At 54.8% G+C, this 14636-nt stretch carries 16 protein-coding genes; 1 reads left to right on the forward strand and 15 read right to left on the reverse strand.

The annotated features are described in order from the left end of the window. Positions 1-24: 24 nt before the first annotated feature. The 4 genes from CKQ53_RS06405 to CKQ53_RS06420 all read right to left on the reverse strand — a co-directional run bounded on the left by CKQ53_RS06405 (position 25) and on the right by CKQ53_RS06420 (position 4407). Positions 25-1035: an amino acid ABC transporter substrate-binding protein gene (locus CKQ53_RS06405; RefSeq protein ID WP_409359757.1), complete on the reverse strand. Its 1011-nt coding sequence runs from the start codon at positions 1033-1035 to the stop codon at positions 25-27. A 481-nt stretch (positions 1036-1516) separates the two neighbouring features. After that, positions 1517-2182, reverse strand: coding sequence for an amino acid ABC transporter permease (locus tag CKQ53_RS06410; RefSeq protein ID WP_085652977.1), 666 nt, complete (start codon positions 2180-2182; stop codon positions 1517-1519). Between the two features lie 25 nt (positions 2183-2207). Continuing rightward, positions 2208-2978: an amino acid ABC transporter substrate-binding protein gene (locus CKQ53_RS06415; RefSeq protein WP_085652978.1), complete on the reverse strand. Its 771-nt coding sequence runs from the start codon at positions 2976-2978 to the stop codon at positions 2208-2210. A 253-nt stretch (positions 2979-3231) separates the two neighbouring features. Then, positions 3232-4407, reverse strand: a complete 1176-nt coding sequence (locus tag CKQ53_RS06420) for a uroporphyrinogen decarboxylase/cobalamine-independent methonine synthase family protein (protein WP_085652979.1) — start codon at positions 4405-4407, stop codon at positions 3232-3234. Between the two features lie 347 nt (positions 4408-4754). On the opposite strand from CKQ53_RS06420, the gene CKQ53_RS06425 reads away from it, so the two are divergent. Next, a complete protein-coding gene (locus CKQ53_RS06425; protein WP_085652980.1) occupies positions 4755-5204 on the forward strand; it encodes an RcnB family protein in 450 nt (149 codons plus the stop codon). Positions 5205-5296: 92 nt separating this feature from the next. Here CKQ53_RS06425 and CKQ53_RS06430 read toward each other — a convergent pair whose 3' ends face one another. From CKQ53_RS06430 to msrQ, 11 genes are all read right to left on the reverse strand, one after another. Beyond that, positions 5297-5638 carry a YkvA family protein gene (locus tag CKQ53_RS06430; RefSeq protein WP_085652981.1) on the reverse strand — a complete coding sequence of 114 codons (342 nt, stop codon included), beginning with the start codon at positions 5636-5638 and terminating at the stop codon, positions 5297-5299. Positions 5639-5838: 200 nt separating this feature from the next. Continuing rightward, positions 5839-6135 carry a DNA-binding transcriptional regulator Fis gene (fis, locus tag CKQ53_RS06435; protein WP_012883002.1) on the reverse strand — a complete coding sequence of 99 codons (297 nt, stop codon included), beginning with the start codon at positions 6133-6135 and terminating at the stop codon, positions 5839-5841. 23 nt (positions 6136-6158) lie between these two features. Then, positions 6159-7124: a tRNA dihydrouridine synthase DusB gene (dusB, locus tag CKQ53_RS06440; RefSeq protein WP_085652982.1), complete on the reverse strand. Its 966-nt coding sequence runs from the start codon at positions 7122-7124 to the stop codon at positions 6159-6161. 372 nt (positions 7125-7496) lie between these two features. After that, positions 7497-8495 (reverse strand): alpha/beta hydrolase family protein, encoded by a 999-nt coding sequence (locus CKQ53_RS06445; RefSeq protein ID WP_244201003.1) that lies wholly within the window; start codon positions 8493-8495, stop codon positions 7497-7499. A gap of 133 nt (positions 8496-8628) precedes the next feature. Next, positions 8629-9516, reverse strand: a complete 888-nt coding sequence (gene prmA / locus CKQ53_RS06450; RefSeq protein ID WP_094118122.1) for a 50S ribosomal protein L11 methyltransferase — start codon at positions 9514-9516, stop codon at positions 8629-8631. Between the two features lie 9 nt (positions 9517-9525). Beyond that, positions 9526-10977, reverse strand: coding sequence for a sodium/pantothenate symporter (panF, locus tag CKQ53_RS06455; protein WP_085652984.1), 1452 nt, complete (start codon positions 10975-10977; stop codon positions 9526-9528). Then, positions 10970-11209: a YhdT family protein gene (locus CKQ53_RS06460; protein ID WP_085652985.1), complete on the reverse strand. Its 240-nt coding sequence runs from the start codon at positions 11207-11209 to the stop codon at positions 10970-10972. Before CKQ53_RS06460 ends, panF begins: the two co-directional genes overlap by 8 nt. A gap of 269 nt (positions 11210-11478) precedes the next feature. Then, on the reverse strand, positions 11479-12822 hold the full coding sequence (accC, locus tag CKQ53_RS06465) for an acetyl-CoA carboxylase biotin carboxylase subunit (protein WP_085652986.1): 1344 nt from the start codon (positions 12820-12822) through the stop codon (positions 11479-11481). Between the two features lie 11 nt (positions 12823-12833). Beyond that, a complete protein-coding gene (gene accB / locus CKQ53_RS06470) occupies positions 12834-13298 on the reverse strand; it encodes an acetyl-CoA carboxylase biotin carboxyl carrier protein (protein ID WP_094118123.1) in 465 nt (154 codons plus the stop codon). A gap of 21 nt (positions 13299-13319) precedes the next feature. Next, positions 13320-13772 carry a type II 3-dehydroquinate dehydratase gene (aroQ, locus tag CKQ53_RS06475; RefSeq protein WP_085652988.1) on the reverse strand — a complete coding sequence of 151 codons (453 nt, stop codon included), beginning with the start codon at positions 13770-13772 and terminating at the stop codon, positions 13320-13322. A gap of 229 nt (positions 13773-14001) precedes the next feature. Continuing rightward, positions 14002-14601, reverse strand: coding sequence for a protein-methionine-sulfoxide reductase heme-binding subunit MsrQ (gene msrQ, locus CKQ53_RS06480; RefSeq protein ID WP_094118124.1), 600 nt, complete (start codon positions 14599-14601; stop codon positions 14002-14004). Between the last annotated feature and the right edge of the window lie 35 nt (positions 14602-14636).

The raw sequence follows: 14636 nt of genomic DNA on the forward strand, positions 1-14636 counted from the left end.
GCCGTGCCCGGTTTACTGGGAAGATTAACGAACGACCGGCGCGTATTGGATACCGCCTTTGGTCCACAATTCATTCAGCCCGCGTTTGATTTTCAACTCGCTGCCCATACCCACGTTGCGTTCAAAGACTTCGCCGTAGTTACCGACCTGCTTAATGATTTTATAAGCCCAATCGGCGGGTAATTTGAGATCTTTGCCGTAATTTCCCTCTTTACCGAGCAGGTGCGCCATATCCGGCGTTGTCGGTTTAGCCTGCATCTGATCGACGTTCTGAGAGGTGATGCCCATCTCTTCCGCATTCAGCATAGCGAACAGGCTCCAGCGTACGATGGAGAACCACTCTTCGTCGCCACGGCGAACGACCGGTCCCAGCGGCTCCTTGGAGATGACTTCAGGCAGCACGATGTATTCGTTGGGATTGGCTAATTTGATGCGCAGCGCGTACAGCTGTGACTGGTCGGAAGAGAGCGTATCGCAGCGGCCGGACTCCAGCGCTTTGGCGCTTTCATCAGAGCGATCGAAGGTCACCGGCGTGTACTTCATGCCGTGAGTTTTGAAGTAGTCTGCGACGTTGAGTTCGGTATCGGTGCCTGCCTGAATACAGACGGTAGCGCCATCCAGCTCTGTCGCGCTTTTCAGCCCGGCTTTGTTGTGAGTCAGGAACCCGATGCCGTCGTAGTAGGCGACGCCAGTGAACAGCATGCCCATACCCGCGTCACGCGAAGAGGTCCATGTCGTATTACGAGACAGCACATCCACTTCGCCTGACTGCAGCGCTGTGAAACGTTCTTTGGCGGTCAGCGGGGTAAATTTCACCTTATTGGCATCGCCGAAGACGGCCGCCGCGACGCCTCTGCAAACATCCACATCAATACCGGCATATTTTCCGCTGCCATCGGCATAGGAAAAACCCGGCAAACCATCGCTGATACCGCATTGGACGAAGCCTTTTTTCTGGATGGCATCCAGCGTAGCGCCAGCATGGGCCTGTTGAATCGCCGCCAAGAGAGAAGCGCCCGCGACCAGCGTAGACATGATCAATTTTTTTATCATCTTATGTGCCTAATGAGTTATGTGCTGTGGTAATGGACGCAGCGTTGCATCCGCCCTGTCTGCCGGCGCCGTCATAGGACATTGTGCCGTGGCGTGATTAAGCAAAACTAATGCCAATCCGTGACAGTCTCTTTCGGGCATAGCGGCGGGATGTTTTGTGAGGCAGCACACAAAATTTAAACTGCATTGCACCAATATAATCACGGTAATAAAAAGTTTGCCTGCTTTTGGTGCGAGACGCCGTGATCGGCGGATTCTGCTGAGTCTCGCGATCTTAATCAGTGCATGGATAGCGGGTTTGTTGTCTTTTTTAGTGCAACTTGTTATTGAATTGCTAGAGGATTTGGCGGAGTGAGGGGAGAAAGACGGTCACGTATAAGGTGGAAAGAAGACTTAAAGATTAAGGGAATGAATGCGTTATTTGGCCCACCGCATCGCGGAAGGCCGGGCGTTAAACGAGCAACTATCGAACGTTATGCCGTTGATAGAAGCTTTCCAGCCGTGTCTGAACTTTGCTCAAAATGGTACAGAACAGCAGGTAAATCATCGCGGCTTCAACGTACATGATGAGCGGTTCATAGGTGACTGAGACGATGCGCTGAGCGGCGAGAAACATCTCCGGCACGGTGATGACGGCCGCCAACGACGTATCTTTGATCAGCGAGATAAAGGTATTCGAGAGCGGGGGCAAGGACACAAATACAGATTGTGGAAAAATGACCCACCGAATGGCCTGAGTGCCTTTCATTCCCAGCGAATAGGCCGCGTTCCACTGCCCCTGAGGTACGGACAGTATGGCTCCGCGGACGATCTCCGAGCTATAGGCCCCGACATTGAGGGTAAAACCGATCAGCGCGGCAGGAAACGCATCCAGGGTGATACCGGCGCTGGGCAGCCCGTAAAAAATCAGAAACAGTTGCACCAGCAGTGGCGTGCCGCGAATTACCCAGACATAAAAATCGGCAATCCATTTCAGCGGACGCGGGCCATACAGCCGGATCAAGGCAACGATAATCCCGACGGCAAGTCCAAGAATGAAAGAGATAATAGCCAGAGGAACGGTGAACTTCAGTCCAGCAGAAAGCAGACTCCAGAAGGAGTCTGCCATGAGTTGTAGCCAGGGTGGCATCTAAAAAACTCCGATATCTTTGCAGTTACTGGGAAACATCTTCCCCGAAGTATCGCACAGAAATCGTTTTATACGTGCCATCCGCTTTGATCTGGTCCAGCGCGTGGTTGATGGCCTCGACCAGCGGGGCTTGTCCCTTACGCACCAGAATGGCGGAAGGATCGCCGCTTTCCGCGGTGGCGGCGACTTTCACTTTGGCATCCGGCTTCTGTTTTTTGAAGTCGAGGAACGACAGATTATCGTTCAGCGTCGCATCGGCGCGGCCGCTCAGCACGAGATCCAGCGACTGGTTAAACCCGTCGGTAGGCACGATGTCGGCGCCATAACGCGTCGCCAGCTTCGAGTAATTGCTGGTCAGGCTCTGTGCGGATTTGTGGCCTTTAAGATCGGCAAACGTCTTGATGGTGGTGTTGTCGTTGCGGACAACCAGCACAGACTTAGCATCGATATAGGGTTTGGAGAAATCGAATTTCACCTGGCGTTCGGGAGTGATGCCGACCTGGTTAACGACGGCATCATAGCGGCCTGCGCTTAGCCCGGCGATCAATCCATCCCAACGTCCTTCAACAAACTCGGCCTTAACGCCGATTTTTTCGGCTACCGCTCGGCCAATTTCCACATCAAAACCGACCAATTTTCCCGATTTATCGTGATAGGTGTAAGGCGCATAGGTCCCTTCCGTGCCGAATTTGATGACGCCCGCAGCCTTGATGGTGCTGAGATCGTCCTGCGCCTGTACCAGAGCACTGGTGACAAGTAACGCGCCAGTCAGTAATGCAACGCTGATTTTTTTCATCGTGGTTCCTACAAAAACGGGGGAGACAACAACCTACATGTTGATGAGGCCGAGCGGCGAGAATCTACGTGATATCACCACGCATTGCTAATCACATAAGGTGATGGTTTATAGCAACAAAGCATAAATATAGTGTGCTGTGGCGGTTTTTTCCACAATGGGGGGCGGTGTCGGTGCGTAGAGCGGGGAAACAAAGAAAAAGGGACGGACAACTCCGTCCCTGTGATCTGGGTGTGATGGCGATGACTGCCCGTTAACCCCAGACGGCGTCAGCGATCTCTTTGACCAACGCGATTTTCGCCCACTGCTGTGCTTCGGTGATCTCGTTGCCTTCTTCTGTTGAGGCGAAACCGCACTGAGTGCTGAGACACAGGCGCTCCAGCGGTAAGAATTGGGCGGCTTCCTTGATGCGATCAATCACCGCCTGCTTGTCTTCCAGTTCGCCGAACTTGGAGGAGATCAGTCCCAGAACAACCTGCTTATCGCCTGATACCTGAGCCAGCGGAGAGAAGTCACCGGCGCGTTCGGTATCAAACTCCAGATAGTAAGCAGCGACATTTTCACGGCCGAACAGCACGCTTGCGACTGGCTGGTAACCACCGCTGGCGGCCCACGAAGAGGCATAGTTGCCACGGCATACGTGCGTCGTCAGCACCAGGTCTTCCGGCGCGCCTTCCACGCTTGCGTTATTGACCTTCAAATACAGCTCGGCCAGCGTGTGGACTTTGCTGCCTTCAACCGGTTCTGCGTGATGACCACAGCCGCAGCCCGTAGAGTTTGGCGTATCGGCACCGCCGCCGCCCGCAAATTTCGGGTCGACCAGCATGCCCCAGGTGCAGTCATCCAACTGTAGATTGCGACAACCTGCGGCATACAGCTCTTTGATAAAGGTCTGGTAGGCGTTAGCGATATCCTGCACCAGCGCCTCTTCAGTCGGGTAAAACTCCAGCGTCTTGGCTTTGTTGTCGGGACGCTGCAGCTCGGCCAGGAACTGTGCGGCGGACGGAACGGTCAGTCGCGGGGTGATACCGGGTTCTGCGAATTGAAGCAGGAATTTGAAATGTTCGATGAACGGATGGTTCTCACCGGAGATCTTCCCGGAAAGGCGCGCCGTTTCCGGACGGGTTTCTTTGTCCGCAAACGCGTAGCCCTTGGCGATGATGGTTTTTTCCACGCCGTTCAGGCCCCACATGAAGTCGAGGTGCCACCAGCTGCGACGAAACTCACCGTCGGTAATCACCTGCAAACCGGCCGCTTTCTGTTTTTCGACCAGTTCTGTGATGGCTTTGTCTTCAACGGCCTGCAGCTCTTCGGCGGAAAGGTTACCCTGGGTAAATTGTGCTCTGGCATCATGCAGATACTGAGGACGAAGATAGCTCCCTACTACGTCGGCACGGAATGGGGCGCGTTGCGTCTGAATGGTTGTCATGAATATAAAATCCCTTCTTAATTATTCTAGTCGACAGAGATTATCATGGAACTAATCCTCCTATTAGATGAAATTCCCTCAACATAATTGAGGGAATTTCATGTTAGCCAACGGGCGGATCTCGCACGAAATCTTCATCGACTACACTGTCTGTATGAACTTTGAGCGGTAAGAAAGGGCGAAAATGACGCGTGGATGTACTGATGTGTTAAGAATTCGCTAAACAGGGTAAAACTAGTTAAGAAAGCACGAATTAAGACATTTCGTTATTCAAGACTGCCGTAGTGTGGACGATAGTGCTGTGTAATCTGCTTACTATAAGGCAGGACCATTCGAGGAAGTCAGTTATGAAAAAAATTACGTTGGCAATGGTAATGACGGTATTTACCGCAAGTAGCCTGCTCTCATCCGTCTCTTTTGCAGCAGGTCCGGATCATCAGGACGGGAAGCAATGGCAGCAGGGGCCGGGAAGCCAACAGCATGGCGGACGCGATGATCATGCTGGCGGTCAGCCTAACCGTGGCGGCCACGGCGAACCGGGTCGGCAGCAGGCTCACGTACAACGTGGCGGCGACCGTGACCACTTCGTTTCCAATGGTCACGATTTCAGAAGGGGCAAACCGGCTCCGAGTCGTTACCGCGGCAACGACTATCGTGTCAACGACTGGCGTGCTCGCGGTTTGAGACAGCCGCCGTCAGGCCAGCATTGGGCCTATATCGATGGCAACTACGTGCTGATTGCAGCCGCTACAGGCGTAATTACCTCGATTATTCTCAACAGCGCCCTGCAGCATTAATGCTGACGCGTGCCGGAGAGCATCTCCGGCACGCCTTACCCCGCCTGGTTTCTTCCCGCGTATCGTGAATCTAACTCACTCGGTGCTGATGCTCAGTCGAACCAATCGGCGAGTTTATCGCGTGCCTGCTGTTTGACCTCATCGTTGATATACAGGCTGACGGTGCCTAGCGCGCCGGCTAAAACACCCAGATCGTCGGTAAATCCCACCACCGGCAGCGCATCCGGAATGGCGTCTACAGGCAGCACGAAATACGCCAAAGCAGCGTAGATGGTGGTTTTGGCCCAAACGGGCGTATCAGGCCGTTGCGCTGCGAAGTAGAGCCATAGCGCTTTCTCAATGACCTCGCTCCCGGCTTTTTTGGCGTAGCCGACGATCTTGGTCCAAAAGCGCGTTTCGTTAAAGTCGCCTGCCTGAGTGAACTTGTTTTCCATCGGTATGTCGCTCCCGGTCAGTTGGTTGCCTTGTTCATAGCATGTTGTGGCATCTCATCTTCAACCTGTCGGTCAACGTTTAGCGCCACGCAGATGACGTCATTATGGCAAAGCGCAGGGCAGTCCGGCGGAAAACAGACACAAAAAAGGCGTTGATGATCGCTCATCAACGCCTTGTGAAACACGGATGCTGAACGTAATCAGTTCATGCCGTATTTTTTCAGTTTCTTACGCAAAGTGCCGCGGTTGATACCCATCATCAGTGCTGCACGGGTCTGGTTACCGCGAGTGTATTGCATCACCATGTCCAACAGTGGTTGCTCAACTTCAGCTAGTACCAGCTCATACAAGTCATTCACATCCTGACCGTTCAGTTGAGCAAAATAGTTCTTCAGTGCCTGTTTAACCGAGTCGCGCAGGGGTTTTTGGGTTACCTGAGCCTGAGAGTTTACGGTGGAAACGGTCAGTACGTCAGAATTCACGCGTTGTTCGAACATAGTTCTGTCAGCTCTTTTTCTGTTTACGCAAGATTTTCAAAATATGCCTCCAACGCCTCCAGCTGTTCGCTGGCATCCTCAATGGCGTTGAATGTGCGCCTAAACTGGTCGTCCGGGGCATGTTCCTGGAGATACCAGGAAACGTGCTTACGAGCGATACGGAATCCCTTGCCTTGACCATAAAAGTCATGCAATTCCCGTATGTGCCCGATCAGCAAGCGCTTAACCTCTGCCAGTGGCAAGGGTGGCAGCAGCTCCCCTGTGTCCAGATAATGCTGGATTTCCCGAAAGATCCAGGGTCTTCCCTGAGCGGCCCGTCCTATCATCAGGGCATCGGCCCCGGTGTAATCAAGAACCGCTCTGGCTTTATGCGGGTCAGTAATGTCGCCATTCGCAATGATGGGAATGCCGACGGCCTGCTTAACTGTCCGAATGCTGTCGTACTCGGCTTCGCCATTGAACAAGCACGTACGTGTTCGTCCATGGATGGTGAGAGCCTGGATACCACAATCTTCAGCCAATCTGGCAATTTGTACACAGTTGCGGTGCTCTGGAGACCAGCCCGTACGAATTTTCAGTGTCACCGGTACGTCTACCGCTTCCACTACCGCCGTCAGGATCTGTTTCACCAGATCAGGATGCTGCAGTAATGCAGACCCCGCCATCTTGCGGTTCACTTTCTTGGCTGGACATCCCATATTGATGTCGATGATCTGCGCGCCGAACTCAGCATTGATGCTGGCGGCCGCGGCCATCTCCCCCGGATCGCTGCCGGCAATCTGCACGGCTCTGATACCAGGTTCATCGCTATGCACCATGCGCAAGCGGGACTTATCCGAACGCCACACTTCCGGATTGGAAGAGAGCATTTCGGACACCGTCATTCCAGCGCCCATCATGTGACAGAGTGCTCTGAATGGGCGATCGCTAATACCAGCCATCGGGGCGGCTATCAAACGATTGGGAAGCTGAAATTGTCCAATGTGCATAGACAAAGAGTGACCATACTGTGTCTGCAAGGGCGCGTATATTACGCATTTTTCACGCGATAGGAAAGGCCAAACTTTGAGCAATTACGCGTAACAGATCAATAAAATGATATTTCGTCAAAAGAATATTTCATTTTACCTATACATATCATGTTGTTATGTCATTTCGTTACCGGTGGACCACACTGTCGACAAAGGTCGATTAGAAGTGAAAAGAACGCGATAGGGCGATGTCAGGGAGCGATTCGTGGGGTAATGAAGGCAATTGGTAGTGAAAAATGCACCATATTCAGCCTAAAGAGGAGCAATCTATCGGTCTGACGACGGCAATAGCGTGCTCCTGATTTCTGTCATCGCAGTAGCGGCTGGTTCCTATTCTTGGTCGGTTTCGTCTATCGCCGCGTCAATTTCCCGGCTGATATGTTCGATGTCAGCGGGGGAAAATTCGATGTGCGGCCGCACCCCGGTATCGTGCAGAATTTTTTGGGCAATGAGACGCGTGACCGGCAGGATGATAGAAAAGTGGTCGCCGCGCGGCACGCTATAGGCATGAAAGGGAACGCCCGCGTTTTGCGCATCCTTCTCCATCTGGGGCAATGAATATTCCCAGTAATTATCGCTGCCTTCGAAATAGTAAGTTGGCGATTTGAGGTGCGTGATAAAAGTGCGAGGCGAGCGCAGGTAAAACTCTCGCGGGTTTTGGGTGTTGAAGGAAGGGCCGACGGCGGTGGGGCCGCGACTCAATCTCAATGCTAAATCAGGCACGCCCCCAAGTGAAAACGCTGCGCGGAAACCATGTTGATACTCGTTTCCCAAAAGCGTCATCGTCCCGCCAGTGCTGTGGCCGACGAGATAGATGCGGTTGGGATCAACGTAAGGAAGTTTAGCCAGATAGTCTCTCGCGGCATGTAAATCGTCAATCTCGCCGTAAAACATCTCGAACTTGCCGGGATTGTCATTTTCCCCGCGCCAGCTTGGCATCATCGTAACGATGCCGGCCTCTGGGAATGCGCGCCCACTTTGATCGTTGTCGGCGTCCTGAGGTTCCCAAAGGAAGCTTCCTATACCGCCATAACCCCCGTGGGCCCACACCACGGCCGGATGCCGCTTGCCATCTTTGGGGTCGGGCGTCAGATAGGCGACCAGTTCGCCCACGGGCGACGGATAATGTATGGTCTTAAACAGCTCCACTGGCGGCGTCTCAGCCTCGCCGTCGCGTTCCAGCGTATCTTTGACGAGCTCGGTCTGAAAACCGGCTCGTGCCTGAGAGAGATCGATATCGCTCAATGGATAGTGCGCGCTAACGGCGAATGTCCCGGCGGCGAAAAGCCCCGCCGCCAGCAGAATGGGTTTCAAGTTGCGATGAATCACTGCAATATTCCTTTTGTCATCAAATAGCCTGACTAACGCTGCGTCATGCGGCGTGTGGTTAAACGGTGGGGAGAGAGGGGTGATAAAGAGGCGGAACGCACGGAATGGCGCCCCGCCAAGGATTCAGGCGCGTTTAGTGCGCCTTTCTGATACCAGTGATCCGGCACCACTCCTCTTTTTCCGCCACAGGATCAAGCTCGAACTTCTCCTGATAGGCTTCAGATACATTGGCGGCCTGTGTCGCCAGCACGCCGGAGAGTCCAAGATGACCACCCGCTTTGGGTAAGTCGCCGATCAGGGGCGCTAATTCTCGCAGAGGACCTGCCAGAATGTTGGCGACGACCACGTCGGCGGATAGCGCTTCCGGCTGGTCTTTCGGCAGATACAGTTCCAGACGCTCAGACACGCCGTTGCGCTGGGCATTATCGCGGCTGGCCTGAATGGCCTGCGGGTCGATATCAATGCCGATAGCGCGGGCGGCGCCCAGCTTCAGCGCGGCGATAGCCAGAATGCCGGAGCCACAGCCGAAGTCGATGACGGTTTTACCTTGCAGGTCGAGACCGTCCAGCCACTGCAAGCACAGCGCGGTAGTGGGGTGGGTGCCGGTGCCGAAGGCCAGACCGGGGTCCAACATCACGTTGACCGCATCCGGATCGGGGATATCGCGCCAGCTGGGGCAAATCCACAACCGTTCGCCGAACTGCATGGGATGGAAGTTATCCATCCATTCACGCTCCCAGTCTTTATCTTCCAACTGCTCGATTTTGTGTTTGAAACCCGTGCCCAGCAGCGGTTCCTGTTCCAGGATCGCGACGACGACCTTCATGTCGGTCTCGGCATCGTACAGGCCGATCACGTCCGTATCGCCCCACAGGCGGGTTTCGCCCGGCAGCGGCTCAAACACTGGCGTATCGTGGGTGTCCTGAAACGTGACAGATACCGCGCCGCTTTCGACCAGCGCGTCTCCCAGGGGTTCGGCATGTGCGCCGGAAGTATTAATTTTGAGTTGAATCCACGGCATAACGGCCTCTTACTTAACGTCGGATGAAGTAACGGCGGCGGGCGCAGCGTGCCCGAACCGGTTACCAATAATAAATGCCAGCAGGCTTAACGCCAGAGCGGGGACGATCGGATGGAATCCGCCCGATTGAATTTTGAAACTGGCCAGCAGGGTATAACAGATCGCGCCCCCTAGCATGGCGCTGAGCGCGCCCGTCGCGTTGGCGCGCTCCCAATACAGTCCGAGCACCAGTGGCCACAGGAATACGGCCTCCAGCCCGCCGAACGCCAGCAGATTAAGCCAGATGATCATTTCAGGCGGACGCCAGGAGGCCAGTACGACCAACAGTCCCAGCACCAGCGTGGTCAGGCTGGACAGGTGTTTAATGTACCTTTCGTCGGCGGCCCGCTGGGGGCGAACGCTGAGATATAAATCTTTTACGATGGTTGCAGACGCCTGTAGCAGATGCGCATTGATGTTGGACATAATCGCCGCCATCGGCGCCGCCAGAAAAATACCGGCGGCCAGCGGAGGCAGCACGGCGATCATCAGCTCAGGCAAAACCTGGTCGGGGATAGTGAGGTTGGGCAGAATCGCTCTCCCCAGCGCTCCGGCCAGATGCATGCCGAGCATCAGCAGGGTAATGACGATGGTGCCGATGATGATGCCGCGGTGCAGCGCTTTGCTATCCCGATAGGAGATACAGCGCACCGCCGTGTTCGGCAGACCGATGACGCCGAAGCACACCAGTAGCCAGAACGAGGTCATGAACGGCCCGGAAAGCACATCGCCGGGACCGTGCGGGGAGACCAGCGCCGGATCGATGTGGCGCAGTTTTTCCACGGCAACGGGCAGGCCGCCCGCGGTATAAATCACGCCGACCACTAACAGTAACGTGCCTACCAGCATCACGATGCCCTGCATGGCGTCGTTGAGTACGCTGGCCCGAAAGCCGCCAAAGGCGGTATACAGCGCGATGGTCACGCCGAAAATCAGCAGTCCGGTGTCGTAGGGAATACCGACCGCCGTTTCGAGCAGACGGGCTCCGCCGATAAACTGCACGGCCATGGCGCCGATGAACGCGACCAGCAGACTGAGGCTGGCGAACCAAACTAGCAGCCGGCTGCCGTAACGGGCGTACAACATGTCGTTGAGCGTGATCGCGTTATAACGTCGCGCCAAAATCGCGAACTTTTTCCCCAGAATACTGAGTGAAAGCAGCATGGTCGGCACTTGAATCATCGCCAGCAGCACCCAGCCCAGACCATATTTATACGCGGCGCCGGGACCGCCGATGAAAGAGCTGGCGCTCACATAGGTGCCAATCAAGGTCATGGCCAGAACGAAGCCGCCCATAGACCGGTTGCCGAGAAAATATTCGCGCAGGAAATTGCCCTGCTGGCGGCGGGTATAGGCGTAAACGGACAGCCCGAACACCAGCAGCAGGTAGGCGATGAGGGGAATGACGATCTGGCTATGCATCCTCATCCTCCAGCGAAATATCGCGGAACAGATGGCGGACCATCAGCCAGCAGAGAATGATAAAGACCAGCGGCAGCAGCAGGCACGACATCTCGAACCAGTGCGGCAGTCCCGTGATGCCGGCGTCGTTACCCGGCAGATACGCGGCGGCAATCCACAGCAGTAGGTAACCCAGCGTCAGGCTCAGCGCCCAGCGCGCTTCCCGGTGTGCCTGAAGAAAACGTTTATCCATCTTGTTATACAACCCAATCGGTATTCATCAGTATGGCGTGTGCAAAACAGGGGATTTTACGGGATGTGAGCGCATTGCCTAGCAGGAATTCGCGTCTACGTATGCATGGTGGGGGATAAACAGGCGCGTTTCTGAGTAGAGGAATAGGGAATACGGAGCAGTAATTAGCTGAATAATCGTTATTTTTCTGTTGGCTCGGTGAACTAAAGAACGAGGCCGATCGACTGCCTGAAAGCGGTCGATCGGCCTTTTCTCTCGTCTGCGGGGAATTACTGCAGGCCGAGTTTTTTCTCCAGATAGTGGATGTTAGTGCCACCATGCTGGAAGTTTTCGTCGTTCAGGATCTTCAACTGCAGTTCGATGTTCGTCTTGATGCCGTCGATGATCAGTTCCGCCAGCGCATTACGCATACGGGAGATCGCCACGTCGCGGCTTTCGCCATAGGTAATCAGCTTGCCGATCATGGAATCGTAATACGGCGGCACGGTATAGCCCGCGTAGATGTGCGATTCCCAACGAACGCCAAAGCCGCCCGGCGCGTGGAAACGCGTGATTTTACCCGGGCTAGGCAGGAAGGTGTTTGGATCTTCCGCATTAATACGACACTCGATCGCATGGCCGCGGACATGAACTTCTTCCTGTTTGATCGACAGCGGCAGACCGGCGGCGACGCGCAGCTGCTCTTTGATCAGGTCTACGCCAGTGACCATTTCGGTGACCGGATGTTCTACCTGAATACGGGTGTTCATTTCGATGAAATAGAACTCGCCGTTTTCATACAGGAATTCGAACGTACCGGCACCGCGGTAGTTGATGTCCACGCAGGCCTTCGCGCAGCGTTCGCCGATGTAACGACGCAGTTCGCTGGTGATGCCCGGCGCTGGCGCTTCTTCCAGCACTTTCTGGTGACGGCGCTGCATAGAGCAGTCACGTTCAGCCAGATAGATCGCCTGGCCCTGACCGTCCGCCAGTACCTGGATTTCCACGTGGCGTGGGTTTTCCAGGTATTTTTCCATGTAGACCATATCGTTGTTAAACGCGGCCTTGGCTTCCGCCTTGGTCATGGAAATGGACTGTTCCAGCTCTTTATCGCTGCGTACGACGCGCATACCGCGTCCGCCGCCGCCGCCGGAGGCTTTGATAATCACCGGGTAACCGATGCGTTTAGCAAAGGCGCGGTTCTTTTCCATATCATCGCCCAGAGGACCGTCGGAACCTGGGACGCAAGGAACCCCCGCTTTTTTCATCGCGCTGATCGCGGACACTTTGTCGCCCATCAGGCGAATGGTGTCGGCGCGCGGGCCGATGAAAATAAAGCCGGAACGCTCAACCTGTTCGGCGAAGTCGGCGTTTTCGGACAAGAAGCCGTAACCGGGGTGGATAGCCACCGCGCCGGTGATTTCAGCGGCTGAGATCAGCGCGGGAATGTTCAGATAACTTTTGGTGGACGGCGCAGGGCCGATACACACGGTTTCGTCAGCCAACAATACGTGTTTCAGGTCACGATCCGCCGTGGAGTGCACGGCTACGGTTTTGATGCCCAGCTCTTTGCAGGCACGCAAAATACGCAGCGCGATCTCACCACGGTTAGCGATAACAATTTTATCTAGCATGGTACGCCCCGTTATTCGATGACAACCAGCGGCTCGTCAAATTCAACCGGTTGACCGCTTTCCAACAGAATGGCTTTCACCACGCCTGCTTTATCTGCTTCGATTTGGTTCATCATTTTCATGGCTTCGACGATGCACAGCGTATCGCCGACGTTAACCTGCTGGCCGACTTCCACAAAAGCTTTCGCTTCCGGGCTTGGCGTACGGTAGAAGGTTCCTACCATTGGCGAACGTACGATATGACCGCTGACAGCGGCAGGTGCTGCGGCGACTTCGGCTACCGGCGCTTCGGCCACGGTAGCGGTCAGTGCAGGCTGAGGCTGCATCGGCGCATAGGCCTGTTGCATCATCGGGTAAGCCGGTGCGGCAGGGGAACGGCTGATACGTACTGACTCTTCACCTTCGGAAATTTCCAGTTCGGCGATGCCGGATTCTTCAACCAGTTCAATCAGTTTCTTGATTTTACGAATATCCATGAATGGGGTTCCGTACTCTTGTTAATTGGAGATTGACAGGCGTTTCACCGCCGTCTGTAAAGCGTAGCTATAACCATCTGCCCCCAGGCCACAAATGACCCCGACTGCCACATCGGACAGATAGGAGTGGTGGCGGAAGGGTTCACGTGCGTGCACGTTGGACAGATGAATTTCGATAAAGGGGATGGCGACCGCCAGCAGCGCATCCCGCAGCGCAACGCTGGTATGGGTGTACGCCGCTGGGTTGATCAGAATGAAGTCGGTGTTGCCTCTGGCCTGATGAATGCGGTCGATCAGCGTGTGCTCCGCGTTGGACTGCAGATGCGACAGCTGAACGTTCAGCGCCAGCGCTTCTTGTTCCAATCCGTTAACGATTTCCGTCAACGTGGTATGGCCATACTTCTCAGGCTCGCGGGTGCCCAGAAGATTCAGGTTCGGACCGTTCAAAAGCAAAATGTTGAATTTATCGACCATTATGCTGCTATCTCCCGCGATTCGCTTCGTGCTGCACAAAATAGCGCGAAGCTATTCGTTTGTCACCTTTCTCGGTGCAAATTGTCCGATGCCTAAAAACAAAGTCGGGCATTATAACCATTTCGTTGCAATTAGCAGCCAAATAGTGGCCTTATCTGCGGAGATGATCATCGCGGCTCCGGCGGCGCCCTGTACCGGCGCTTTTATCACGCCGTGGTGCCACGTGGCTTCAGCGCCACCACTGGCGAAATTTTTTATAACGCATCAGTAACAAAATGAGGGCCAGAAGAGTATAGAAAATAGGTTGCGGAGACAACGTTTTAACCGACCAAATGTAGTGGATGGGGGCTAGAATAGCGACCAGATAAAGCGCGTTGTGTAATTTTTGCCAGCGGGATCCCAACTTACGCATCATCGCTTGCGTAGACGTCAGCGCCAGTGCCAGCAGGATGATCCAGCTGACGATGCCGAGTGTGAGGTAGGGCCGGGAGAACAGCTCGCTGACCAGCAGCGAAAGATGACTCAGTCCTAATTCCAGCAGCGCATAGCTTGTCAGATGCAGCGTTGCCCAGGCGAAGCACCACAGGCCGACGGGGCGTCGGCAGCGCATCAGCAGCGGCTGTTTGCCGTAGCGGGCCAGCGGCGCTATCGCCAGTGTGGCCAAGAGCCATTTCAGCGCGGTTCTGCCGGTAAAATGCTGGATATCCTTCGCCGGATCGGCGCTCAGCCATCCCTGACTTACGGTCAGAAACAGCCACAGTAACGGCAAAATTCCCGCCAGATGAATCAGCACTTTGATCCAAAACAGATGTTGGGGTTTCAAACGCATTCGACGCTGACTCCACGTGTTGGGCACGATCGTGC

The sequence above is a fragment of the Lonsdalea britannica genome, assembly GCF_003515985.1.
Lineage (GTDB): Bacteria > Pseudomonadota > Gammaproteobacteria > Enterobacterales > Enterobacteriaceae > Lonsdalea > Lonsdalea britannica.